Source organism: Plantactinospora sp. WMMC1484 (assembly GCF_049315195.1).
In the GTDB taxonomy this organism is placed as follows: domain Bacteria; phylum Actinomycetota; class Actinomycetes; order Mycobacteriales; family Micromonosporaceae; genus Plantactinospora.
The window spans coordinates 5,577,643-5,601,836 of the sequence record NZ_CP186055.1 but is presented as its reverse complement, the minus strand read 5'-3'; the positions used below and the strand labels follow the sequence as shown (position 1 = coordinate 5,601,836).

Here is a 24,194-nt window from a genome sequence, read left to right as displayed (position 1 = left end):
ACGGCATGACCGGGAACAGGGTGGGACGCTCGACGGTGGCGGTGAGCCCGCTCGGGCTCGGCTGCGCCCCGATCGGCAACCTCTACACCGCCGTCGGCGAGGCCGAGGCGCTGGCGACCGTGGCGGCGGCCTGGGAGTGCGGCATCCGCTACTTCGACACCGCCCCGCACTACGGCCTCGGCCTCTCCGAGCGGCGGCTCGGCGACGCGCTGCGTACGCTGCCGCGCGACGAATTCACCGTGAGCAGCAAGGTGGGGCGGCTGCTCGTACCGGACCGGGCCGGGGCGGGGCGCCGCGACGACGAGGGTTTCGACGTACCGGCCGACCACCGGCGGCTCTGGGACTTCAGCGCCGACGGCGTGCGGCGGTCGCTGGAGGCGAGCCTGGTCCGGCTCGGCCTGGACCGGATCGACCTGGTGCTGATCCACGATCCGGAGGACCACCAGGTGCAGGCGCTGGAGCAGGGCTATCCGGCCCTGCACGAGCTGCGGGCCCAGGGCGTCGTCGGTGCCATCGGGGTCGGCTCGAAGCAGTGGCAGGTGCTGCACCGCTTCGTCGCCGAGACCGACGTCGACGCGGTGATGGTGGCCGGCCGCTACACGCTGCTGGAGCAGCCGGCACTGGACAGCCTGCTGCCGGAGTGCGAGCGGCGTGGGGTCTCGGTGCTGGCCGCCGGGGTCTTCAACAGCGGGCTGCTCGCCGTCGACCGGCCGCACGCCGGGCTGCCGTACGACTACGCCGACGCCCCGACCGAGATCCTGGAACGCGCCCGGGCGATCGCCACGCTCTGCGCCGACCACGGCACGACGCTGCCGGCGGCGGCGCTCGCCTTCGCCGCCGCGCACCCGGCGGTCGCCTCGGTGGTGGTCGGCGCGCACAACCCCGAACAGGTGCGCCGCAACGCCGCGCTGCACGCGGCCGAGCCGCCACCGGAGAAGTTCTGGTCGGAGCTGGTCACCGTGGGACTGCTCCGCCCGGACGCGCCGGTCCCCACCCCACCGGCCGGTACGCCGTGATCGTCGACGCGCACCATCACCTGTGGCGGATCGAGGACGGCTACCGGTGGCTGGACGCACCCGAACTGGCGCCGATCCGCCGCTCGTTCCTCCCGGCCGACCTGGTCGCCGAGCTGGCCCTGGCCGGGGTGGACCGTACGGTGCTGGTCGAGGGGGGCCGGTGCGACCGGGCCGAGGCGGAGATCCTGCTCGGCCACGCCCGGGACTGCCCGGCGATCGCCGGGGTGGTCGCCTGGGCCGACCCGGCCGATCCGGAGCTGGCCGGGACGATCGCCGGCTACCGGGCGCTGCCCGGCGGCGAGCTGCTGGTCGGGATCCGGCCACAGTTGCAGGCCGAGACCGATCCCGATTACCTGGACCGGCCGGCGGTGCGGCGTGGGCTGCGTACCGTCGCAGACGCCGGACTGGCCTTCGACGTGGTGTGCCGGGCGGACCAGCTGTCCGCGGTGGCCCGGGTCGCCCGGGAGGTGCCGGAGCTGCGCCTCGTCCTGGACCATCTCGGCAAGCCGGCGATCCGGGACGGCGCCGCCGGGCTGGCGGCCTGGGCCGGCCCGCTCGCGGAGCTGGCTGCCGCGCCGAACGCCACCGCGAAGCTCTCCGGCCTGGTGACCGAGGCGGACTGGCGGCGGTGGCGCCCCGGCGATCTGCGGCCCTTCGTCGACGAGGCGGTCCGGCTCTTCGGTCCGGAGCGGCTGATGTTCGGCTCGGACTGGCCGGTCTGCCGGCTCGCGGCGGGATACGGCACGGTGCTGTCGGCGCTGAGCCAGGTGCTGCCGCCGCTGTCGACGGTGGACCGGGCGGCGGTCTTCGGCGAAACGGCGGTGCGGACCTACCGGCTCCGCCGCTAGCCGGCACCTAGTCTTCGCGGTATGGGTAGGAGGTTGGAGGAGCGCGTGGCCGTCACGGACGAGGCGATCGACAAGATCAAACAGATGATCGTCGCCGGTGAACTGCGCCCGGGAGACCGGCTGCCCCGGGAACCCGACCTGGCCGAGCGGCTCGGCCTTTCCCGCAACTCGCTGCGGGAGGCGGTCAAGGCCCTCTCGCTGATCCGGGTCCTCGACGTCCGCCAGGGCGACGGCACCTACGTGACGAGCCTCGACCCGGCGCTGCTGCTGGACGCGCTGAGCTTCGTCGTCGACTTCCACCGCGACGACACCGTGCTGGAGTTTCTCGAGGTACGCCGGATCCTGGAGCCGGCCGCGACCGCGCTGGCGGCGCAGCGGGTCACGGAGGAACAGGTGGAGACGCTGCGACTGGTGCTGGACGGGCTCGGCGACGATCCGAGCATCGACGAGCTTGTCGCCAACGACCTCGAGTTCCACCGGCAGATCGCCGCCTGTGCCGGCAACAACGTGCTCACCTCGCTGCTGGACAGCCTCTCCGGTCCGACCACCCGGGCCCGGATCTGGCGTGGGCTGACCCAGGAGGGCGCGGTGAGCAAGACCCGCGAGCAGCACGCGGCGATCCTGGACGCGGTCGCCTCCGGGCAGCCGGAGCTGGCCCGGGCCTGGGCGACCGTGCACATCGCCGGGGTGGAGGAATGGCTGCGCCGGGTGCTGTGAACAGCGCCGGGATCGGTGTGCCCGTGTTATCCCCGGAAGCGCGTCGAGCAGCGTCCATCCCGAGGGGCCTGCGCCGACCGCGACCTGGAAAGCGGTGTGGAAGGCGCGGCTTGTGCGCGCCGAGGCTCTGGCCATGCCGGACGGGCAGGCGAGGTTCGTCGCCGCCCCACCGCGGCTGACCAGCTGCGCCCGCCCCGCTGGGAGCCGACCCCGGGAGGTCGCGCAACCTTTCCGGTCTCCCGGGTCGTACGTCGGTGGAGACCCGAGCGAGAGGCTGGCACATGCCGGAACCGGAAAGCTTCGACGACTTCGTCCGTGCCTGCTCGCACCGGCTGTACCGGGTCGGGTGCCTGCTCACCGGCGGAGACCGGAACCGGGCGGAGGACCTGGTCGCCGAGGCGCTCGCCCGGGTCTACCTCGCGTGGCCACGGGTGCGGGCCGGTGACGGTTTCGGATACGCCCGCCGCGTCATGGTGAACCTGCAGACCGACTGGTGGCGTGGACTGCGGCGCCGACCCGAGACCCTCACCGGGGATCTGCCGGACGTGCCGGGCCGCCCGGACCACGACGTCGAGTTCGCCCGTCGGGACAGCGTGGTTCGGGCACTGCGACAACTCACCCGGCGGGAGCGGGCCGTGGTGGTTCTGCGCTACTTTCTCGACCTCACCGAACAGGACACCGCCGCCGAGCTGGGCGTCTCGCTCGGAACGGTGAAGAGCACCAACGCCCGCGCGCTGGCCAAGCTGCGCGTCTGTCCCGACCTCGCCGATCCGCCGAGTTCCGATGACCGGGTGCCGCGGGCCGGTGCCCCGGCACGAACCAGGGAGTCCTGATGCGAGACATCCACGACCTGCGGCAGGCACTCGATGCCGAGACCGCGGACCTGACCGTACACATGCCGGCCGAGCTGATCCGTCGCCGGGCCCACCGGCTCCGGATGCGGCGGACGGCGGTCGCCGCTGCCGCCGTGGTGGTGGCAGCCGTCGCCTCCACCGCCACGCTGGTCGCCGGAGCAGGCCCCGCCGCCGACGTCGCCGGCCCGGGGATCAGCACGGCGGAGTGCCCGGGGCCGACCGGTGACCCGATGGCTCTGCGTGATCCGCTCGGCCCGCTGACGGCGACCGGCGCCGTTCTCGACGTGCCGGACGTGCCCGCCCGGTACGACGTGCTGACCGGCCTGACCGGGACCAGCGACGCGCCCGGCCTGGTCGTGGTGTTCCGCGACCGCCGGACGGGCATCGCACAGGTGTGGGACACCCGCGGGCTCGCCCGCGATCCGGGTGGAGATCTCGCGGGAAAGCGCGCCGGCGATCCACCCCACCAGTTCGTCAGCGGGCAGCTCGCCCTCGGACCGCACCGGGTCCTGGACGTCGGGCTCTACACCAGGGTGGCGCACCGCATCACGGTCGCCTCGGAGGGACGCGGGACAGATGCCGTGACCACCAGGAGCGCGGTGAGCGGCTGGACGCTGTTCTGGGTTCAGCGGGACGCCACGCCGCTGCCGCCGGACCGCTTCGAGACCCCGGGGGAGTACCAGGGGCCGGAGCGGGTGACGGTCACCGCGTACGACCATGCCGGCCGGGCACAGCACACCGTCACCGGCGGCCCGCACGTGGGTGGCAGCGTGCAGAATCCACGGGACGGCCGTGCGGGAGCGGTCGGCGGGGCGACGCCCTCCGCCACCCCGTCGCCGAACACCTGCCCGGCGTCCTCCCGCCCGAACGAGGGCTGTGCCGGGCAGCGTACCGGCGCATGCCGCTGAGATCGATCCGTGCCGGCGCGCTCGGGGTGGACAACCGGGCGGCCGGCGGGCACGGCGGTGGCGCGCCTACCATGACGACGTGGACGACGAGACGGTTGGCCGACCGGGGTCCGGCGACACCTCGTCGGTTGCCGGTGTCGGCCGAGCCGACATCCATCTGCACACCAACCTGGGCGACGGCTGGATCAGCCCGGCCCGACTGGTCCAGATCGCGACCGACCGGCAGTTGGCGGTGATCGCGGTGACCGATCACGATCACGTCGAGGGTGCCCGGCGGGTCGAGGAACTCCTGGCCCGACGGGACTCCCCGGTGCAAATGATCACGGGGGTCGAGGTCTCCACCCGGCAGGGCCACCTCCTCGGGCTCTTCGTCGAGAGGGCGCCCAGGCCGTTGCGACCGGTCGAGGAGAGCATCGACGCCATCAAGGAACAGGGTGGGCTGGTGGTCGTGCCGCACCCCCTCGGCACACTGGTGCCGAGCCTGAGCCGGCGGAAGATCGACGCTCTCCTCACCGCCGGCTACGAGATCGACGGGATCGAGATCTACAATCCGAGCCCGGCCAACGCGTCCCGGCGCGACGCCGTGCGTGCGGCGAACGAGGAATGGGGCCTGGCCGAGATCGGCGCGAGTGACGCGCACTTCTGGCAACATGTCGGTGCCGGCTACACGCGTTTCGCCGGGAGCACCCCCGACGATCTGCGCCGGGCCATCCTCGACCGCACCGGACGCGCCGGTGGGCAGGAGCACCGGCCGGCCCGGCTCAATCCGGCCGCCTATGTGGCGCAGTGCGCGTGGAGCTGGTTCGTCGACCCCCCGCGTCGGATGATCCGCCGGCACCGCGCGTCCCGGAGCGAGCACCAGGTCCGGCGCGGCTGAGCCTTCGGGGGACCATCGTGCATGGTGCTTCCCGCTCCTCTTCGCCATCCGGGTCGCGGTGACGGTCCCGCCGAGCAAGAGGTGCGATGAGTCGGGCGAGCTGCGGTCGTCCCGGTGCGCGGGAGGTTGGCCGAGTCCCGCGTGTGCCGGGACGACCGCAGACCCCCGTCTCACTCGATCGATGTCCGGAGATCGGGTGTTACGACCAGTAGGATGGCCGACGCGGCGGCGAAGACGGCCGCACCGACGAAGATCAGACCTGGTGACGCGTACGCCAGTGACCAGCCGAAGACCGCACCGGCCGCGACCGGTACCAGGGTCTCCGCGACGGACCCGACTCCGGTCACCGCTCCCTGCACAATTCCCTGCTCGTCGGCTCGGGCGGTGCGGGAGATCCACGACAGCACGGCCGCACCGCCGATCGAGCCGATCACGCCGACCGCCTGCAGGATGTAGAGCATCCATGGCACGGATACGAATGCCGTACCTCCCAGCGAGCCGACGCCGAGCAGGCTGCCGGCCACCGCGGCACGCTTCTCGCCGAGCAGGCGGACGACCGGGCCGACGGCCCGGGCCTGGAAAACGGCGCTGGCGAGCGCGCCCGTCGCCATGACGACGCCGATCTGCGCGGTGCTCCAGGCGAACTGGGCCGTGAGGAAGAATGTCCAGACCGACTGGTGGGTCGTGCGGGCGATGTCGGAACAGAGGCGGGCGCACGCGAGCCGCCCGAGTACCGGCCGGCGCAGGAGGGCGGCGAGGGAGCCGACCGGGTTCGCCGCCCGCAGCGTCAGCGGGGTCGTCCGGTCCCCGGGCCGCGACTCCGGCAGGACGAACCAGCCGTATGCGACGTTGGCGAAGGACAACCCGGCTGCGGCGAAGAACGGTAGGCGTACGTCGACGGTGCCGAGCAGGCCGCCGATGGCCGGGCCGGCGACGAAGCCGAGCCCGAACGCCGCGCCGACCAGCCCGTACGCCCGAGCCCGCGACTCGGGTTCCGTAACGTCGGCGATGTACGCGTTGACCACGGTGTACGTGCCCGCACCCGCACCGGCGAGGGCATGGGACAGCAGGAGCGTCCACGGACCGGGTGAGATCGCGTGGGCCAGCCAGTCGATGCCGAGGCAGGTCAGCGACGCGAGCAGGACCGGACGTCGGCCGTACCGGTCGGAGAGCCGCCCGAGCAGCGGCGAGACGACGAACTGAAGCAGGCCGTAGATCGAGCCGAGCAGACCGGACCAGCGGACAGCAGCGGTGGCGTCCTCGGTGACCGCCGCCATCAGGGCCGGCATGATCGGCACGATCAGGCCGAGCCCGAGCATGTCGAGGAAGACGGTGACGAGGAGGAAGGAGAGGGCGGGCGCCCGTCGCATCGCGGCTCCTGAGTGTCGAGAGGGCAGGGCCCCCTCGCAACTCACGGTCTGCCGCAGGTACGGAGGATCAGAATATCGTCGCCGTCAAATCGTCTTCACGATCGCACCACAGGCATGTCCCGCCCTCGACCTGCCGTTCAACACCATCGCGCGGATCTCAGGCGGCCATCGCCTCGGTGATCGTCGCTCCGGGTGCTGTTGCGTCCGCTGTCGCCGATTCCCGGGCCTCCCCGTCGGCGGGCCAGAACCGGCGGAACATGAACCACTGGGTCGGGCACTGCCGGATGACCTCTTCCTGACAGGCGAACATGTACTGCGTCAGGCGCTGGATCTCCCGCATCTTCTCGGCGTTGTTGCTCACCGGGCGCGGGAAGATCGGCGGGAACGCCCGGATGTAGTAGCCGTTGTGGGGCGCGTACCAGACATAGCCGGGCATCACCGCCGCGCCCGACTTCACGGCGAGGGCGGCCGAGCCGACGGGCACGTAGGTCTTGTGGCCGAAGAACGTCACCTCCACGCCCCGTTCCCGGGTCACCGGCCGGTCTATGACGATCGCCACCGCTCTGCTCGCCATCAGTTCCTGCAGGACGCGGCGTACGGCGTGCGACACCGGAATGATGTCGACACTCTTGTCCCGCCGATGCCCCTGGAGGAGGCTGTTCAGCCGCGGATCCTTGAAGGTGTCCGCGATGGCCGAGAGCGGTACGTGCCGTGCCGCGATCGCGCCGGCAAGGTCCCAACTGCCGAAATGTCCGGTGGTGATGATCGCACCCTTGCCGGGCGCCATCGCCTGCTGGACGCACTCCTGCCAGCTCATCCCCTGGGTCAGGTCCTCGGTGCGGGCGTCGACGTCCATCATGTCCACATAGGGGAGACAGATCAACGATGCCGCCGTCCGCCCGTAGTTGCTCCACGAACTCAGTGCGGCCCGCTTGACGCGGAGGTCGGAGACGGGCAGCCCCAGCACCTTCGCCATGTTCTCCTGGGTGACGACGCGCTTGGAGCGCCACCCCAGGTAGCTGGCCGAGGTGACCGTCGAGGCGAGCCCGTTCCGCACCCGGCGCGGCGTTCTGCCCGCCACGGCAATGCCGGAGCGTGCGAGCCAGTACACCGACGACACCCTGCGGTCTCCCTACCTCCGGAGAATTCCATCATCGAAGGCGGATACCGCACCAGACAGTGCCGATGCCTGAAATCTGTGTTACCCGATGGTTAACCACGGTGGTGATCGGCGCCGTCCGGACCGTTGGGAGGGTGTGCTGGGCGGATGATGGGCTGATGGACGGGCGGGCATACCTGGAGAAGTACATCGCCGACCGGCTGGCGGACGGCCGGGGCCGGCCGCCAGCCGGCGGTCGGCTCGGCTTCGACCCGGCCGAGATCCGTGGGGTGGCGGTGGGACTGGTCGCGGCCGGTGCCCTCGGCCAGGAGGAGATGGACCGGATCCTCGCCGACCTGGAGCGGCGGCTGGCACGGCTCGGTCTGCTGACCCGGATACGGGTCAGCGCCTCCGCCGACGTCTCGACGGTGCCGCCACCGCCGGTGGCGGTACGGCAGCAGATGGCGTTGCGACAGCACATGGCGGCGCGGATCGCGCGGGAACGCCCGCCGGGACACGATCCGGCCGCCAGCCCGCCGAAGCTGCACAGCGTCATCCCCCTGGCCGGTCAGGTGATCCGCGTCGACGAGGCCGCCGCCATGCTGCTGAGCCTGGAACGCTGGTCGACGATGTTCGTGCTGCGGCTGGCCTGGGCCGACCCCGGCCGGGAATTGTTCCGCGACGGTCCGCGCGCGGAGCGGGCGGGGTGGCGTGGCTGGGACGACGTGGGGACGCAGTATCGGCGCTGCGGCGGCACGGCCTCGGGCGACGACGGGCTCTATGTCGAAGAGTTGCGGTTCGCACCCGGCGCCCCGGACGAGGCCCGGCTGCTGACCCTCTCCACGGGCCACGACGGCGAGACGGGGCGTCTGGCGGTCGCACTTCCCTGACGTGAGCTGACGACTTCCAGGTCGGAGGCGGCGCGACGCTCCAGTGACGATGGGTGCCGGGACAGGCGGCGGAGGCCGTACCCCACGTTGTTCTTGATAATGGAGAGTATGCCTGCACTCCGGAGCGATCAGTGGTACGCCGGCTCGGACCGCAACGCCTACCTGCACCGCGCGTGGATGCGGCGCGGAGCGCCGGACTCGGCGTTCGAGGGACGCCCGCAGATCGCGATCGCCAACACCGCCTCCGACCTCACCCCCTGCAACCGACACCTGGACGAGGTCGCGGCGAGCGTCGCCAACGGCGTCTGGGAGGCCGGCGGGGTGCCGCTGAACCTGCCGGTCGTCTCGCTGGGCGAGACGCAGGTCAGGCCGACCGCGATGCTCTGGCGGAACATGGCGGCGATGGCGATCGAGGAGATGATCCGGGCCAACCCGGTCGACGGGGTGGTGCTGCTCGGCGGCTGTGACAAGACCATCCCGGCGCTGCTGATGGGGGCCGCCTCGGTCGACCTGCCGGCGGTGGTGGTGCCCGGCGGCCCGATGCTGACCGGCACCTTCCGGGGCGCGCCACTCGGCTGCGGCACCGACGTGTGGCGGCTCTCCGAGGAGGTACGCGCCGGCACGCTCTCCCCGGAGGGCTTCCTCGACTCCGAGTCGTCGATGATCCGCAGCCGGGGCCACTGCAACACCATGGGTACCGCCTCGACGATGGGCCTGCTCGCCGAGGTGCTCGGGATGACCCTGCCGGGCACGGCCGGCCTGCCCGCCCCGGACAGCCGCCTGCTGGCCCGCTCGCACGCCACCGGAAGGCTGATCGTGGAGATGGTGGCGGAGCAGCGCCGGCCGAGCCAGGTGCTGACCGAGGGGTCGTTCCGGAATGCCGTCGTGGCGCTGGCCGCGCTGGGCGGCTCCACGAACGCGGTCGTGCACCTGCTGGCGATCGCCGGTCGGGTCGGCGTGCCGATCACCCTGGACGACGTCGACCGGCTCGGCAGCGGCGTACCGCTCCTGGTCGACCTGCAGCCGGCCGGGCGCTTCCTGATGGAGGACTTCCACCGGGCCGGTGGGCTGCCGGCCGTGCTCAACCAGGTCGCCGACCTGCTCGACGCGGCGGCGCCGACGGTGACCGGCCGGCCGATCGGCGACTACCTCGCCGGCCACGAGATCACCGATCCGGAGGTGATCCGGGGCCGGGGCGCGCCGCTGATGCCGGAGGCGGGCATCGCGGTGCTGCGCGGCAGCCTCGCTCCTGCCGGCGCCATCATCAAACCCGCCGCCGCCTCGCCGCAGCTGCTGCGGCACCGGGGTCGGGCGGTCGTCTTCGACTCGGTGGAGGACCTGCACGCCCGGCTCGACGACCCTGATCTGGACGTCGATGCCGACTCGGTGCTGGTGCTGCGCGGCTGCGGGCCGAAGGGCTATCCGGGGATGCCGGAGGTGGCGAACCTGCCGCTGCCGGAGAAGCTGCTCCGCCAGGGCGTACGCGACATGGTGCGGATCTGCGACGGACGGATGAGCGGCACCGCGTACGGGACGGTGGTGCTGCACGTGGCGCCGGAGGCGGCCGCCGATGGCCCGCTCGGCCGGGTACGCACCGGCGACCCGATCGTGCTCGACGTGCCGGCGCGCCGGCTCGACGTGGACGTTCCCGCCGACGAGTTCGCGGCCCGGCCGCTGGCCGAGACGATGACGGCCGCGTTCGCCCGGCCGGCGCGGGGCTGGGAGCGGCTCTACGTCGACACGGTGCTCGGCGCCGACACCGGCGCAGACCTGGACTTCCTGGTCGGCGCCAGCGGTGAGCAGGTGGCCCGCGAGTCACACTGACCGGTCGCACCCGGCAGCCGGGTCGCGCGGCCGGCGGGTGGTCGACGCCATCGGCCCGGCGACGGAACCGCCGGGCCGATGGGCCGCCCCGGTCACGGCAGCCGGGCGCCGAGCTGGGGATAGCTGCGCGGGCGCAGGAAGTCCGAGCGGCGGATGCTGCCGCTCGCGTCGCGGGGCCCGGTCAGCGTGGTCGGGTCGGTGCTGACCAGGTCCGCCGCGCTCCAGGAACTCTTGATGTTCCAGGAGTTGCCGCTCGCCGTGGAGGAGCCGAGTGAGACCCCCGCACCGTTGGCGACGGCGAGGTTGCCGGTCAGCCGGGAGGAGGAGTTGGCGAACTTGAAGCCGCTGTCGCCGTTGCGCCACGCGGTGTTGCGGTCGACGGTGATGGTGCCGGGGTTGCCATTGTCGATGAACCCGCCGACGGCGTTGTCGAAGGCGATGCTGTTCCTGATGGTGTGGTTGGCCGGCGGGTCCGGGTCGCCGCCGCCCATCTTGAAGCCGTTGCCGTCGCCTGTGTAGTCGGGCAGGTTCCACCGGTTGACGCCGTTGCCCCAGGCGACCGAGTTCTCGACCAGGATGGGGGAGGTGAAGAGCCAGGCGTCGAAGCCGTCGTCGGAGTTGTTCCACAATCGGGCGCCGCGTACGACGTTGCCGGTGCCGCTGCCCTCCTTGATGGCGAGTCCGTCGGCGCTCTCGCCGTTCTTGCGGGGGTCGCGGTTGCCGTATGCGTCGAGGTTGATCACCTGGTTGTTGCTGGCCGCTCCCTGGATCTGCAGCCCGGACTCGTAGTTGTCCCGGGCGACGATCCGCTCGAAGACGTTGTTGTTGCAGTCCCGGCAGAAGATCGCGTACGGTCCGTGCACGATCTCCAGGCCGCGTATCCGCCAGTGGTCGGCCTCGATGTGCAGCACCCCGCGTTCCAGGTTGGGGATGCTGCCACCGACCGGCGCCGGGGTGTGCGGCAGGTTCTCGCCGTCGAGCACCACCCGCTCCCCCTGGTAGTTGCTGATCGTGTATGGGCTGGTAGGGGTGCCGTCCTTCATGATCCGGACGTTGGCGTCGAACTGGTAGGTGCCGCCGCGCAGCGCGATGGTGGTGCCCGGGGTGGCCAGGTCGACCGCCCGGGCCAAAGTGGCCAGTGGTGCGCTCGGCGTGCCGGGGTTGGCGTCGTCGCCGTTCGTCGCCACCACCAGCATCGGGGCGGCGGCCCGGGCCGGGACGGTGGGGCCGAGCGCGGTGAGTGTGACGGTGGCGACCGCGGTGGCCAGCGCCGCCGTCAGGACCGTCCGGGTAGGTCGTCGAGACATGGAGCTCCCTGGTGGTCGACCGCGTGGGCGGACCCGCGGTGCCGGGCGGGCCCGCCCCGCTGCGGTCCCGCTGCTACCGGTAGGTGATGTCGGAGCTGGTGTAGATGCAGTTGGTGCCGTCGGCGCCGGTGCCGACCTGGGTCGGCTCGTCACCGTCGTCGTTGCCGTTGTACTTGCGGCAGATCACCATTGACCGGCCGGAGTCGTTCACGACGGTGACGCCGGTGAACCGGGCGGTGTCGCCGTAGTTCACGTTGATCCCGGCGACGGTGTTGCCGGGGCGGGTCAGCGTGACGTTGCGGATGACGACGTTGCGCCGGTGCTGGGTCGAGCAGTTGCCGCAGGAGCGGTAGAAGGTGCCGAAGTTGCTGGCCTGAAAGTTCTGGATGGTCAGCGTGCCGGGCCCGTTGTGCTGAAAGACCTTGTCGCTGGCGCTGCGCGCGCCGCCGCCGTCGACCAGGAAGCTCGGCGAGCCGCTGCCCCGGAAGGTGGCGGCGTCCTCGCCGACATCCTCCCACCAGACGTTGCGCAGCGTGCACGGTCCGTCGCAGTGCACGCCGTCGCCGGCCGGTGCACCGATGATGACGTTCTGCAGCGTGGCGCCGGAGGCCAGCCGGAACATCGGGTCCTGGCTCTCCTCCTGGCTGCCGTCGCCGATGCAGCAGTACCGGCGCATCCCGCCGTCGAGGGTGCCGGAGACCGAGATGGTGCCGTTGACCCCGACCTGCCCGGTCGGGTTCGGCCAGGAGCCGCTGGGCGGCGGGTTCGTCGGCGGTGTTCCTCCTCCGCCGACCGCGACCAGCCGCCACTGCTGGTTGTAGCCGTCCAGGTCCGCAAACTGGGCGATCGGTGCGCCGTCGGCGGTCGACCACTCCCAGACGTCCAGGGCCTTGCCGCTGTGCCGGTTGATGAACCGGACGTGCCCACCCTCGGAGTCGGCCAGCCGGAAGTGCTGCCGGGTGTTGTTGGTGTCGGTCATCTGGACCAGCCCGGTGCCGTCGTTGGCGTTCGGCAGTTCGAGCACCTTGCCGCTGTGCACGGACCGGATCCGGTAGTAGCCGCTACCGGCGTCGACGAACCGCCACTGCTGGACGGCCAGGTCGTTGCGGGCGAACTGGACGATCGGGGCGCCGTCGTTGGTGGCCCACTCGTAGACGTCGAGCGCCTTGCCGCTGTGCCGGGAGACGATCACGTAGTTGGTGTTGGTGTCGACGGTGGCGGCCGAGGCGGTGTCGACGTCGAACGCGCCGATCGTCGCCACGGTAGCGAGCGCGGTCGTGCCGGCCAGGACCGCCGCCCGCCAGCGCCTGGCGGCGCGGCGGCGGGCGACGCCGGTCGCCGCCGCTGCGGAGCGTGTCATGGAAGAACCTCCGGGAGCGTGGAGTGGTGGTGGTTACCAGGAATGCGCTTTCCTGCTGCCGGACTGTAGTGGACGTATCGACGATCGTCCAGGTAACGGAAATTGTCAGGAGACTTCGTCGCCCGGCCGCGGCGGTGATCGTCGGGAAGGTACCTGATGGACGGAGAAACGTGATCTGAGCAGTTGGAGCGGTCTGTGCCGTGGATTGGACAGCGCCGGTTGTCCATGGCCGTGGCGTCGCATAGCGTCCCTGTCGATGCCCGGGTCTCCGCACGGATGCGCCGGGTGACGACATCGCGGTGGACGTGCGGAAGGGGAGGGACCGTGCAAGGTCGAGCAGGCAGCGGGGGGATGGGCCGGGTAGGAGGAAGACGGCGCGCGCTGGCGGCGTCGGTTCCCGTGCTGCTCGTCGCGGCGGCCGGGATGGTGGTCGGCGGTGCCGAACCGGCGACCGCTGACCGGTCGGCCCGGTTCACGCCGAGCGAGCGGGACTACTACATCAACTACGTCGAGCCAAAGGCGGAGCGGCAGAGCGACGGCCGGGAGGTGACGGTCGACGGCGGCAAGCGCAAGGTCAAGCAGGCGAAGCCGGACCCGGTCGCCGCGTACGGCCGCAAGTTCTCCGAGGGCAACCCGGTGGCGGCCCGGGGTCTGGCCAGGACCGAGGCGGAGGCGATCCGGACCGGAAAGAACCCCCGGCACATCCGCTACAAGAAGGCGGACGAGACGCAGGTCGCCAAGCTGCTGACCATCCTGGTCGAGTTCAACCCCGAGGCGGACGACGACTTCACCGGCGTGATGGTGCCGCAGGCGACCTTCGACGACGCGACCACGCCGGAGAACGAGCGCGAGTGCGTCCCCGGCAGCGTCCAGAACGGCCCGCTGCACAACAACATCCCCAACCCTGCCAGGGCCTCGCGCCCGGACAACAACTCGATGTGGGTGCCGGACTTCTCCACCGAGTTCTACAACAAGATGCTCTACAGCAAGCAGGGCATCACCGAGCGGGTGCGCACCGACCTGCGCGGGCCGGACGGCCGGCGCGGCATCGACCTGCGCGGCTACACGATGCGCAACATGTACCTGGAGATGTCGAAGGGCGCGTACACGGTGGACGGCCAGGCGACCCCGTGGGTCACCGTGCCGCACTCCGAGGCGTGGTACGGCGCCGACACCTGCACCCTGGTCGACGGCGTCTGGGTGGCCGGGGCGAGCCAGGACATGAACGGGCACCCGGACAACCCCACCGGCCCGAGCGCGCTCGGCATCGACGCGGTCAACGTGCTGGCGGCACAGGATCCGGACTTCCCCTGGGCCGACTACGACATCGAGGACGTCGCGGACGCCGACGGCGACGGCAACTTCAACGAGCCGGACGGGGTCGTCGACCACCTGGTGCTGGTGCACGCCGGTGAGGACAAGTCCGGCGGTGGCGGCGCCGAGGGACCGTACGCGATCTGGGCGCACTCCTCGGCGATCGTGCCCGGCCACACCATTCCCGGCACGGACAAGATGATCAGCAACTACATCGTGCAGCCGGAGGACTCCGGCGTCGGGGTCTTCGCGCACGAATACGGCCACGACCTCGGCCTGCCGGACCTGTACGACATCGCCTCCGGCGGCGACTCGGACGTCGACTTCTGGGACCTGATGTCCTCGGGCTCGCACAGCGGGCCGATCTTCCAGGGCATCCCCACCCACATGGGTCTCTGGGACAAGTTCGTGCTCGGCTGGGCCGACCCGGCGATCCTCAACCCCGGTGACGACCCGGCCCGACTCAAGATCGGGCAGAACTCGCGTACGCCGGTGGGCACCGAGGACGGCGTCCGGGTGAACCTGCCGGCCAAGCAGATCACCCTCTCCACCCCGCACAGCGGCGAGGGCCAGTGGTGGACCAACAACGACCAGTCCTGGGCCGACGTCCGGCTGAGCCGCACCCTCGACCTGCCGGCCGGTGACGACGTGCGGTTCTGGCTCTGGAACAACTACTCCATCGAGGAGGACTGGGACTTCGGCTTCGTCGAGGTCTCCACCGACGGCGGAGCCACCTGGACGGAGCAGAAGGTCTTCGACTCCGCCGGCAACCTCGTCTCCACCGACGACGGCTACCCGGACCCGTTCGGCCGGATGCACGACTACGGCGACAAGAAGTACGGGCTGACCGGAAGCACCGGCGGGCAGTGGCGGCACGACTACGTCGACCTGACCGGCTTCGCCGGCCAGACCGTCGGGTTGCGACTGCGTTACGCCACCGACGCCGGCTTCGAGGACACCGGCTGGTTCGCCGACGACTTCTCGGTGACCGCCGACGGTGCCACCGTCTGGTCCGACGACGTGGAGAGCGGCACCAACGGCTGGACGGCCACGGTCGGCAGCTTCACCAACACCACCGGCACGGGCTGGACCATCTCGCCGGGCGAGTTCAGCTACGCGCACTACTACCTCGCCGAGTGGCGCAACCACGACGGCTTCGACGAGGGCCTGAAGTACGCGTACCAGACCAACTATCTACGCGACGGTGCGTGGAAGGTGACCCGGGTGCCGTACAACGCCCCGGGCATGCTGGTCTGGTATCGGGACACCAGCTACGGCAACCTCAACCTGGTGCTCAACAACGTCTTCGACCCGCCGAGCATCGGCAGCAAGGGCGGTCTGCTGATCGTGGACTCGCACTTCGACCCGTACCGCCGGCAGGGCGCGGCGGCGGCCAAGGATCCGTCGGCGCTGGACAACCTGCCGTCGCGGCCGCAGTCGTCGAACGCGGCGTTCGGCTTCGGCAGGACCTATCCGTTCACCGAGTGTTACGAGGCGCCGAACGAGCCGTTCAGCGCCTACTGCACGAAGTTCGGGTCGCAGGCGGGGGTCAGGTCCTTCACCGACCGCAAGGGCTGGTACCCGGGCGTCGAGTACCGGCCGGATCTCGACCCGGAGAGCCCGCTCTTCTTCCGCGACCCCGACGCCTCCGTCGTGGTGCCGTCGGAGGGGAACGCACCGTACTCGGTCCGGATCGTCGACAAGAACGGCCGGCCGGTGCGGAGCCAGTACGGCATCGACCTGGGTGGCGGGGTCGTGACCGGCACCGGCAACCCGGGCGACGCCGGGGTGGCCTTCGGCGTCCGGTTCGACCTGCTCCAGCCCGGCCCTCGCAACCAGTGGGCGGTCGTGCAGGTGGTGCCCCCCGCGGCACCCTAGCCGGCACCGGACAGTTAACCGGCACCGATCGTCGGGGCCGCCGCCAGCACCCGCTGGCGGCGGCCCCGCACCTTTCCGGCCGGCAGGCATGCGCGTTCGTGCGATTGATCTTGATTTCGACAGCTAGCATTACGGGATAATTGCACGCAATCCGCTTTCCCTCCTCGGAGGTGCGCGTGACCACGATCGGCCGACGGCGCCCCACACCGGCGGACCCGAGCCCGGAGCCGCTGCCGGCCGCCCAGACCCCGAACGGGACATACCGGGACCTGCCACCCGACCTCGGGCCGGACGCGGTCGGCGTGCTCGACGGGCTGTCGTTCATGCTCTCGGACGCGAACGGGGACGTGCCGCCCGGCTCGATCGGCGGGCTCGTCCACGAGGACACCCGCTTCCTGAGCCGCTGGGAACTTTTCGTCAACGGCGCCCGGCCGCTGCTGCTCGGCTCCAGCGTGGTCGACCCCTACTCGGCGGCCTTCTTCCTGGCCAACGCGGAAGAGCCCGACCTGCCCGCCAACCGGATCGGCATCCGCCGGCAGCGTTTTGTCGGCGAGGGCCTCTACGAGCGGATCGAGGTGCAGTCCTTCGCCAACGATCCGATCCCGATCGAGCTGCGGGTGGCGGTCGGCGTCGACTTCGCCGACCTCTTCGAGATCAAGGAGAAGCTGCAGGACCGTTCCGGACGGATCACCCGGAAGCACGCCCCCGACGGTTCTCGGCTCGGCTTCGCCTACCGGAACGGGAGCTTCACGGCCGGTGCCGAGGTCCGGGCGACACCGGCGGCGAACCGGATCGACGGCGACGACCTGGTCTGGGAGCTGGTCGTCGGCCGGGGGGAGACCTGGATGGTCGAGCTGCACGTGCCGCTGCGCTACAGCAACATCCACGTGGTGCCGACCCGTCGGGAGTTCGGCGAGGTGTTCCAGGCCGACGGTGGCACCGACGCGACCAGCCGGTGGCGGGCCAGCCGGCCCGACATACACGCCGACTCGGACGTGATCTGCGACGTCTACCACCAGGCCGTCGACGACCTGGTCTCGATGCGGGTGGAGAAGGAGATCGCGGGGCAGCGGGTCATCGTCGTCGCCGCCGGGCTGCCCTGGTTTCTCACGCTGTTCGGGCGGGACGCGCTGATCACCGCCTACCAGGTGCTGATCGCCGGTACGGAACTCGCCCGGGGCACGCTGCTCGCCCTCGCCGCACACCAGGCGACCGATCTGGACGACTTCACCGACCGGGAACCGGGCAAGATGCTGCACGAGTACCGTGGCGGCGAGTTGACCCGGCTCGGCATCAAGCCGCACCAGCCGTACTACGGCGCCGCCGACACCACGCAGCTCTGGCTGGTGCTGCTCTCCGAGTACTGGCGCTGGACCGGTGACGACCAGCTCCTGCACGACGTGCGGGACAACGCCTACGCCGCGCTGCGCTGGATCGACGAGTACGGCGACTCCGACGGCGACGGCTACGTCGAGTACGCCACCCGGTCCAGCCAGGGGCTGGGCAACCAGTGCTGGCGGGACTCCTGGAACGGGGTGCAGTCCGCCGACGGCACGATCCCCGTGCTGCCGATCGCGACCTGCGAGATCCAGGGCTACACGTACGACGCGAAGCTGCGGCTGGCCGAACTGGCCGACGGCCCGTACGCGGACCCGGGTCTGGCCCGGCGGCTGCGTGCGGAGGCCGCCGCCCTCGCCGAGCGGTTCGATCGGGACTTCTGGATCGAGGAGCGGGGCGGCTACTACGCCCTCGGGCTGGACGGCGACAAGCGGCCCATCGACTCGATCACCTCCAACATGGGGCATCTGTTGTGGAGCGGGATCGTGCCGGCGGAGCGGGCCGGTGCGGTGGCCCGGCAGCTCATGTCCGACCAGCTCTTCTCCGGCTGGGGCGTACGCACCCTCGCTACCGGCGACCGTGGCTACAACCCGATCGGCTACCACCTGGGCACCGTCTGGCCGCACGACAACTCGCTGGTCGCGCACGGACTGGCCCGGTACGGCTTCCGGGCCGAGGCGAACCGGATCATCGAGGCGATGCTGGAGGCGGCCCGCCACTCGGTCAACCGGCTGCCGGAGGCGTTCTCCGGGTACGACCGCTCGTTCGGCCGGAAGCCGGTGCCGTACCCGACCGCCTGCAACCCGCAGGCCTGGGCCAGCGCGGCGCCGCTGCTCTTCCTGCGGACGATGTTCGGCCTGGAGGCCGGCGAGGGGCGCTTCACACTGGACCCGGACGTTCCCGAGCGGTTCGGCCGGATCCAGCTCAGCCGAGTGCAGGGTTTCGGCCAGCGCTGGGACATCGAGGTGAACGGCCGGCAGGGACACCTGCGCCTGGTGCCCTGACCGGCACCTCCGCCCTACCCGCCGCGGTGGGGGTGGGGGTGGGGGTGGGGGTGGGGTGGTGCCGGGGCCCCATCCAGTGCGGCGCGCAGCAGCGCGACCGCCGGCGGGATCTCGGCGTCGGCGATGTTGCCGTACCCGAGGACGAGCGCGGGCGCACCCTCCCGCCGCGTCCGGTAGGCGTCCAGCTCCATCAGCCGGAGTCCGGCCGCCGCCGCGGCGGTCACCACCGTGGCGGTGGCGGTGCCGGCCGGCAGGTGCAGCAGGACGTGTAGGCCGGCGGCGGTGCCCGCCACCCGGCCCTCCGGCACCCGGGCAGCCAACTCCCGGACGAGCAGGTCACGCCGGGCCCGGAAGCGCCGGCGGGCGGCGCGCAGGTGGGTGTCGTACCAGCCGCGCTCGATGAAGGTGGCCAGGGCGAGCTGGTCCAGCACCGGCGGCGGTGCCGCGACCGCGTTCGCCGAGCGCAGCACCGGGAGCAGGACGGCCGGTGTCACCATCCAGCCCAGACCCAGGGCGGGCGAGAGCGTCTTGCTGACCGAGCCGACGAGGAAGACCCGGCGCGGATCCAGGCCCTGCACGGCCGCGATCGGCCGGCGGTCGTAGCGGAACTCGGAGTCGTAGTCGTCCTCGACGACATACCCGTCGACCGCCCGCGCCCAGTGCACCAGCTCCGCGCGCCGCCGCGGGGAGAGCATCGCCCCGGTCGGGAACTGGTGCGCCGCACCGACCACCACCGCCCGGACCGGGCCCCGGCGCCGCAGGTCGTCCGGGCGTACGCCGTCGACGTCCACCCGGACCGGTTGGACCCGCAGGCCGGCGCCGATCACGGCCTCCCGCAACCGTCCCCACCCCGGGTCCTCCACCGCCACGTCGGTGATCCCCTCGGCCCGCAGCGCCCGGCAGATCCGGAACAGTCCGTCGGTGATGCCGGCGCAGACCGCCACCGACCCGGGCTGCGCCTCGGCCCCACGGGACCGGCGCAGATAGTCGGCGAGTGTCCGGCGCAGCGCGGGGTGGCCGGCCGGATCGGGCGGGCCGAGGTCGTAGCGGGCTGCCGAGCCGGTGACCGAGTGCACCGCCTCCGCCCAGCGGCGGCGGGGAAAGGCCCGCAGGTCCGGCAGGCCGGGGGCGAGGTCGTACCGGACCGGGGGTTGGGCCGGCGCCGCGCTGCCGTGCCGGCGCGGCGCGGCGCTCCGCGGCGACCACGAGACCCGGGTGGCCGAGCCGACCCGGGCGGCGAGGTAGCCCTCGGCGACCAGTTGCGCATACGCCTCGGTCACCACCCACCGGGAGCAGCCCAGCTCCTCGGCGAGCGCCCGGCTCGGCGGCACGGCTGCGCCGGTCGCGAGCCGGCCGTCCCGGATCGCGGCGCGCAGCGCGCGGGTGAGCCGGTCGTGCAGCGGACCCTGGCCAGGCTCGCCGGGGTCGACCTCCAGCAGCGTCGCCCACGCCGAATTGGTCTGGAAATCTGCCACGGAATTGGAGCGTACCGCCCATCCGATCGCGCCGTAACGTCGCAGTCATGACCTACGACATCGCGCTCGGCGCCATGAACTTCGGCACGGTCCAGGACGAACGGCGCTCCTTCGAGATCCTGGACCACTTCGTCGACGCCGGCGGCACCTGGATCGACACGGCCAACTGCTACGCCTTCTGGGAGCATCCCAGCGGCTTCGGCGGGCAGAGCGAGGCGCTGCTCGGACGTTGGCTGGCCCGGCGGCCGGGCGTACGCGACCGGATCCGGATCAGCACCAAGGTGGGCTGCGAGCCGACCGTGGCCGGCCGGTTCCCGGAGAGTGCGGAGGGGCTGTCGGCAGCGGTGATAAAGAGCGGGATCGAGGGGAGCCTCCGCCGGCTGGGCACCGACCACGTCGAGCTCTACTGGGCGCACAAGGAGGACCGCCGTACGCCGCTGGAGGAGACCGTCGGCGCCTTCGACGAACTCGTCTCGGCGGGTCTGGTGGGGGCACTCGGCTGCTCGAACTTCGCCGTCTGGCAGGTCGAGCGCGCCCGGCAGCTCGCCCACGCGGCCGGGCGGACCGGGTTCACGGCGGTGCAGCAACACCTCACCTACCTGCAACCCCGCCCCGGCACCCGGCCGAGTGTCGTGCACCGGTTCGGCGCGGTCAGCGACGAGGTTGTCGACTACCTGGAGTGCCATCCCGAGATGACGCTCTGGGCCTACACACCACTGCTGGCCGGCCGGTACACCCGGTCGGACAGGCCCCTGCCGGCGGAGTACGACCACCCCGGCACACAGCGGCGGCTCGCGGTCCTGGACGAGATCGCCGCGGAGACCGGCACGACGCGCAACCACGTGGTCCTCGCCTGGCTGACCGGCGGGCATCCCGCCGCCATCCCGATCGTCGGGGTGAGCACAATCGAGCAACTGGGGCAGGCGATGGCCGGGGTGGCGCTGGTGCTCGGCGCCGAGCAGCGCGAGCGGCTCGACGCGGCGGCATGACCGGCCCGATGTCGTGACCGAGGGCCGCCGCACCGCCCCGCGCGGCAGGAGCGTTGCAAGGAAGGGCCCCCTGTACAACAGAAAACGATATGCGGGGGCCCTTCCTTGCACTCCGCATGGCAGGCGACGGGCGCCGCGTCCCGGCGCCTGGGCCGTCGGCGGGCCCCGGCTCCAGCCGGATCCGCCGGGGCGCCTGGTCGAGCACCTCGACCCGGTTCATCCTCGACAGGTCGAGCACGATGCCGCCGTCGTTGGCGGAGCGGTCGCTGATGTTCGTGCCCTCGCTGCGTACGGAGGTCGTCACGTGCTGGCCGCCCGCGTACGCCAGGGCCTCCACCACCTCGACGGCGTTCTCCGGGCGGAGCACCAGGGCGGAGGAGCCCGAGGCAACGTGGCGCCCGTGCCGGCCGGGGCAGGCTCAGCCGAGCACCAGCACGGTGTAGTAGTCGAGCCGGTCGACGGTCACCGACAGCCGGCCGTGCCGGCAGGAGGAGGGCGGCGTCCGCGTGCCCGGGAAGTCGGGGGAGACCATCGCGATCCGCCGGGGGCAGGAGGGCAGGTCGATGCCGACCGTGACGCCGGTCTGGGGAATGATCCCCCGGTCGTAGTTGTGGTTGACCAGGTGCAGTGTCCGCGCGCCGCTGCCACGCTGCACCAGCAGGCTCGCCGACACGCTGCCCGTACCAACCCGTACGGACTGTGACCCGAGGTCGTTGTCGCGGTAGAGCCGCCGGTGCTGCTTGTAGAACCCGGTGTAGGCCCGGAAGAAGTCGAGCAACCCCAGCTCCTCGGCGGTCGGGCTGCCGACCGTGTCCTTGAGGTGGAAGGCCGGGAAGATGCCGTTGGCGTACGCTTCGGCACCGAAGATCTGCCAGTAGTCCTTCTGCTCGGCCAGCGGCAGGTTCAGGTAGTCGGTCATCATGTCGCTCGGCCAGTCGATGAAGACCGCCACCGGCACGTCACCGGCGATCGCCCGGCTCTGCTCCTTGAGGTACCGGTAGTTGGCCTGCAACGACCTGGCGCCGTCGAGGTGGCCGTCGACCACCGGCACGTAGTCGGCGCCCCGGTAGTCCGGCGTCTGCTCGTCGGGGTTCCACGGGTACATCCCCACGCTGTTGAAGTCCACGTACGGCAGCAGCCCGTTGGAGCTGATCAGCAGGTGCCGGCCCGTGGTCCGCCGGGCGTACGCCCGCAGCTCGTCCACCATCTCCTTCCAGTACCGCCGCAGGTAGCTGACGGTGAAGGAGTGGTCGTCGGCGTACATCCGGTTGGCGGTCACCCGCCCCCACTCGCCGGCCAGCGGGTTGGCCGGGGTGAGCGGGTCGAGGTTCCAGCCATTGGCCCGCAGGTATCGCCGGTAGTTGAAGTTGCGGCTCAGGTCGTCGGCGGGGACGTCGGACCGGACAAGGTTGTCGGCGGTCATGCCGAACCGGGACGTCCAGTCGGCGGCGGTGAAGCCGGGATACTTCGCCAGGAGGTAGTGGTTGAAGTCGGAAAGGGCGTAGTCGTCGAAGCCCTCGTTGCCGTTGAAGCCGTATTTCTGCCCGCCGCCGAACCCGGCGTTCACCTCGTCGAGGTTGATTCCGTCCACGCCGCCGTCGATCTGGATCCTGGCCCAGTCGAGCAGGTACGTCCGGTACGCCGGGTTGAAGATGTTGCCCCGGCGTGCCGGAACGGGGAACCCGAACTCGTCGTGCGGCACCGGGTTGTTGTCGGCGTCGCGTGTCGACATGTCGTCGAAGATCTCGGTGCTGGCGAAGTCGTGCGGAAAGATGACGCTTGCCGTTCCGCTGCCCATGAACGTGATACCCCTGGCGTGATAGCGCCGGATCTGGGCGAAGTTGTAGTCGGCCGCCTCGTCACCGTTGGTGGACCACTTGCCGATGGCCCGGATGGTCACGTCCGGGACCACCTCGTAGACCTGCGGATCCTCCTGGTCCACGTCGGACTGGCTGAACCCGTAGACCGTGAAGTCCGCCGGCCGCGCCCGGCCGGTGTTCTGCCCGGCGGCCGGGTCGAGCGGCACGGTGCGGGACTCGGGTGCGGCGGTGGCCGGTGCGGGCTGCACCGCCAGCGCGAGCGCCAGCACGACGGCGCCGGATGACCGGCGCGCCCATGGCGATCGTCGTGACATGTCGCTCCTCCGCGCGTCGGACCGGTCGTCGGGCTGGCGGGCAGGCACCGTGAGCATATGCCGAGGCCATCGATAAACATAAAGATGCCCGCTGCCGGTGGGGAGGGATGTCGACTACGACCCGGACGGGCAGTTCTGACTCGTCCGGGTCACGGTGTATTCGGCGTCGTCGTGGGTGATGCCGGACGGCGCGCCGTCGAAGTAGGTCTCGACCTTCTGCCAACCCCGGCGCTGCTCGTAGTGCAGGTGCGGCGCGCCGGAGTTGCCGGTGCTGCCGACCCGCCCGATCTGTTCGCCCCGGGCGACCCGCTGACCGACCCGCACCAGCGGCTCCTCCAGCAGGTGCAGGTACTGCGTCTCCCACCGGCCGCCATGGTCGATCTTCACCCAGTAACCGCCGCCGCGCCCGCGCGGACCGTCCGGATTCTCCGGGGTACGCCCGCCCAGCGACCCGTTGATCCCCGCCACCGTGACCCGGCCGGCGTAGGAGGCCAACACCGGCCGCCCCCACGCCTCGCCCTCGGTCGGGAACAGGTCGACGTCGTAGTCGTCGTGACCGGGATAGGTGCCGAGCTGCCACGTCTCGCCGCAGGCCACCGGCAGTTGGAAGAGCGGGCGCGGGCCAGGGGGCCGCAGCGCCAGGGCGACGACCACCGCCACGGCGACGAGGATGGCCGACGTGGTGGCCACGAGCACGACCAGGAAGGGCCGGCGGCGCCGGGAACGGTGGCGGATGCGGCTGCTGTGCGGATGGCCGGTCGTCACCATCCCGAGCATGGCAGACGGCGGCAAACCAGCTGTCTGCCGGGTGTCGGCAGAGGCGGGAGGGCCCGGCGTCAGGTGGTGGTCTGGGCGACGTACGGTTCCGGCGGCTGAATCGCGCACCGGCGTCCCGGGAAATCCTGTTACGCCGGTGCGCGTATCCTTTGCGAGATAAACTGGTCGGATCGGTTTGTCGGCTTTTGCGTCGAGTCGGATCTACGACATATCAG

18 protein-coding genes and 1 pseudogene are annotated in these 24,194 nt (G+C 71.5%); 11 read left to right on the top strand and 8 right to left on the bottom strand.

Translation table 11 applies throughout. The features are described from left to right. The first annotated feature begins 5 nt into the window (after positions 1-5). The 6 genes from ACN28C_RS24400 to ACN28C_RS24375 all read left to right on the top strand — a co-directional run bounded on the left by ACN28C_RS24400 (position 6) and on the right by ACN28C_RS24375 (position 5,220). The gene (locus ACN28C_RS24400) at positions 6-1,016 is read left to right on the top strand and encodes an aldo/keto reductase (RefSeq protein WP_422769851.1); all 1,011 of its coding nucleotides are present in this window, start codon (positions 6-8) and stop codon (positions 1,014-1,016) included. Next, complete coding sequence (locus tag ACN28C_RS24395) at positions 1,013-1,864, top strand: amidohydrolase family protein (RefSeq protein ID WP_422769850.1); 852 nt, start codon at positions 1,013-1,015, stop codon at positions 1,862-1,864. The genes ACN28C_RS24400 and ACN28C_RS24395 overlap by 4 nt, the downstream gene beginning before the upstream one ends. Before the next feature lie 45 nt (positions 1,865-1,909). Beyond that, complete coding sequence (locus ACN28C_RS24390; RefSeq protein WP_422774795.1) at positions 1,910-2,581, top strand: FadR/GntR family transcriptional regulator; 672 nt, start codon at positions 1,910-1,912, stop codon at positions 2,579-2,581. Between the two features lie 281 nt (positions 2,582-2,862). Next, complete coding sequence (locus tag ACN28C_RS24385; RefSeq protein WP_422769849.1) at positions 2,863-3,414, top strand: SigE family RNA polymerase sigma factor; 552 nt, start codon at positions 2,863-2,865, stop codon at positions 3,412-3,414. Next, positions 3,414-4,343, top strand: coding sequence for a hypothetical protein (locus tag ACN28C_RS24380; RefSeq protein ID WP_422769848.1), 930 nt, complete (start codon positions 3,414-3,416; stop codon positions 4,341-4,343). The genes ACN28C_RS24385 and ACN28C_RS24380 overlap by 1 nt, the downstream gene beginning before the upstream one ends. Before the next feature lie 79 nt (positions 4,344-4,422). Beyond that, positions 4,423-5,220 carry a PHP-associated domain-containing protein gene (locus tag ACN28C_RS24375; RefSeq protein ID WP_422769847.1) on the top strand — a complete coding sequence of 266 codons (798 nt, stop codon included), beginning with the start codon at positions 4,423-4,425 and terminating at the stop codon, positions 5,218-5,220. 170 nt (positions 5,221-5,390) lie between these two features. Here ACN28C_RS24375 and ACN28C_RS24370 read toward each other — a convergent pair whose 3' ends face one another. Beyond that, positions 5,391-6,590, bottom strand: a complete 1,200-nt coding sequence (locus ACN28C_RS24370) for an MFS transporter (protein WP_422769846.1) — start codon at positions 6,588-6,590, stop codon at positions 5,391-5,393. A 157-nt stretch (positions 6,591-6,747) separates the two neighbouring features. Beyond that, on the bottom strand, positions 6,748-7,701 hold the full coding sequence (locus ACN28C_RS24365) for a lysophospholipid acyltransferase family protein (RefSeq protein WP_422769845.1): 954 nt from the start codon (positions 7,699-7,701) through the stop codon (positions 6,748-6,750). A 167-nt stretch (positions 7,702-7,868) separates the two neighbouring features. Here ACN28C_RS24365 and ACN28C_RS24360 point away from each other — a divergent pair, with 167 nt between their 5' ends. Further along, entirely contained in the window at positions 7,869-8,579 is a 711-nt protein-coding gene (locus ACN28C_RS24360) for a hypothetical protein (protein WP_422769844.1), read from the top strand. A gap of 108 nt (positions 8,580-8,687) precedes the next feature. Then, complete coding sequence (locus ACN28C_RS24355; RefSeq protein ID WP_422769843.1) at positions 8,688-10,403, top strand: dihydroxy-acid dehydratase; 1,716 nt, start codon at positions 8,688-8,690, stop codon at positions 10,401-10,403. A gap of 92 nt (positions 10,404-10,495) precedes the next feature. Here the strand turns inward: ACN28C_RS24355 and ACN28C_RS24350 are convergent, their stop codons facing one another. After that, positions 10,496-11,710 carry a right-handed parallel beta-helix repeat-containing protein gene (locus tag ACN28C_RS24350; RefSeq protein WP_422769842.1) on the bottom strand — a complete coding sequence of 405 codons (1,215 nt, stop codon included), beginning with the start codon at positions 11,708-11,710 and terminating at the stop codon, positions 10,496-10,498. 73 nt (positions 11,711-11,783) lie between these two features. Next, entirely contained in the window at positions 11,784-13,070 is a 1,287-nt protein-coding gene (locus ACN28C_RS24345; RefSeq protein WP_422769841.1) for a pectate lyase, read from the bottom strand. A gap of 324 nt (positions 13,071-13,394) precedes the next feature. Between ACN28C_RS24345 and ACN28C_RS24340 the strand changes: the two genes are divergently transcribed. Then, positions 13,395-16,262, top strand: coding sequence for an immune inhibitor A domain-containing protein (locus ACN28C_RS24340; RefSeq protein WP_422769840.1), 2,868 nt, complete (start codon positions 13,395-13,397; stop codon positions 16,260-16,262). 176 nt (positions 16,263-16,438) lie between these two features. Continuing rightward, complete coding sequence (locus ACN28C_RS24335; RefSeq protein ID WP_422769839.1) at positions 16,439-18,604, top strand: glycogen debranching N-terminal domain-containing protein; 2,166 nt, start codon at positions 16,439-16,441, stop codon at positions 18,602-18,604. Positions 18,605-18,618: 14 nt separating this feature from the next. On the opposite strand, the gene ACN28C_RS24330 is transcribed toward ACN28C_RS24335, so the two are convergent. After that, a complete protein-coding gene (locus ACN28C_RS24330; protein ID WP_422769838.1) occupies positions 18,619-20,079 on the bottom strand; it encodes a PLP-dependent aminotransferase family protein in 1,461 nt (486 codons plus the stop codon). Positions 20,080-20,126: 47 nt separating this feature from the next. Here ACN28C_RS24330 and ACN28C_RS24325 point away from each other — a divergent pair, with 47 nt between their 5' ends. Next, positions 20,127-21,068, top strand: a complete 942-nt coding sequence (locus tag ACN28C_RS24325; protein WP_422769837.1) for an aldo/keto reductase — start codon at positions 20,127-20,129, stop codon at positions 21,066-21,068. A gap of 223 nt (positions 21,069-21,291) precedes the next feature. Here ACN28C_RS24325 and ACN28C_RS24320 read toward each other — a convergent pair. From ACN28C_RS24320 to ACN28C_RS24310, 3 genes and pseudogenes are all read right to left on the bottom strand, one after another. Beyond that, positions 21,292-21,405: pseudogene (locus ACN28C_RS24320) on the bottom strand (hypothetical protein); the annotation flags it as partial. Between the two features lie 81 nt (positions 21,406-21,486). After that, positions 21,487-23,202, bottom strand: a complete 1,716-nt coding sequence (locus ACN28C_RS24315) for a hypothetical protein (protein ID WP_422769836.1) — start codon at positions 23,200-23,202, stop codon at positions 21,487-21,489. 114 nt (positions 23,203-23,316) lie between these two features. Beyond that, positions 23,317-23,979, bottom strand: coding sequence for a M23 family metallopeptidase (locus ACN28C_RS24310; RefSeq protein WP_422774794.1), 663 nt, complete (start codon positions 23,977-23,979; stop codon positions 23,317-23,319). Between the last annotated feature and the right edge of the window lie 215 nt (positions 23,980-24,194).

Excerpts from the sequence above, each read along its gene's own strand:
- ACN28C_RS24380 (WP_422769848.1), top strand. The coding sequence starts at position 3,414 with ATGCGAGACATCCACGACCTGCGGCAGGCACTCGATGCCGAGACCGCG.
- ACN28C_RS24385 (WP_422769849.1), top strand. The coding sequence starts at position 2,863 with ATGCCGGAACCGGAAAGCTTCGACGACTTCGTCCGTGCCTGCTCGCAC.
- ACN28C_RS24355 (WP_422769843.1), top strand. The coding sequence starts at position 8,688 with ATGCCTGCACTCCGGAGCGATCAGTGGTACGCCGGCTCGGACCGCAAC.
- ACN28C_RS24370 (WP_422769846.1), bottom strand. The coding sequence starts at position 6,590 with ATGCGACGGGCGCCCGCCCTCTCCTTCCTCCTCGTCACCGTCTTCCTC.
- ACN28C_RS24325 (WP_422769837.1), top strand. The coding sequence starts at position 20,127 with ATGACCTACGACATCGCGCTCGGCGCCATGAACTTCGGCACGGTCCAG.
- ACN28C_RS24400 (WP_422769851.1), top strand. The coding sequence starts at position 6 with ATGACCGGGAACAGGGTGGGACGCTCGACGGTGGCGGTGAGCCCGCTC.
- ACN28C_RS24310 (WP_422774794.1), bottom strand. The coding sequence starts at position 23,979 with ATGCTCGGGATGGTGACGACCGGCCATCCGCACAGCAGCCGCATCCGC.
- ACN28C_RS24315 (WP_422769836.1), bottom strand. The coding sequence starts at position 23,202 with ATGTCACGACGATCGCCATGGGCGCGCCGGTCATCCGGCGCCGTCGTG.
- ACN28C_RS24360 (WP_422769844.1), top strand. The coding sequence starts at position 7,869 with ATGGACGGGCGGGCATACCTGGAGAAGTACATCGCCGACCGGCTGGCG.
- ACN28C_RS24350 (WP_422769842.1), bottom strand. The coding sequence starts at position 11,710 with ATGTCTCGACGACCTACCCGGACGGTCCTGACGGCGGCGCTGGCCACC.
- ACN28C_RS24345 (WP_422769841.1), bottom strand. The coding sequence starts at position 13,070 with ATGACACGCTCCGCAGCGGCGGCGACCGGCGTCGCCCGCCGCCGCGCC.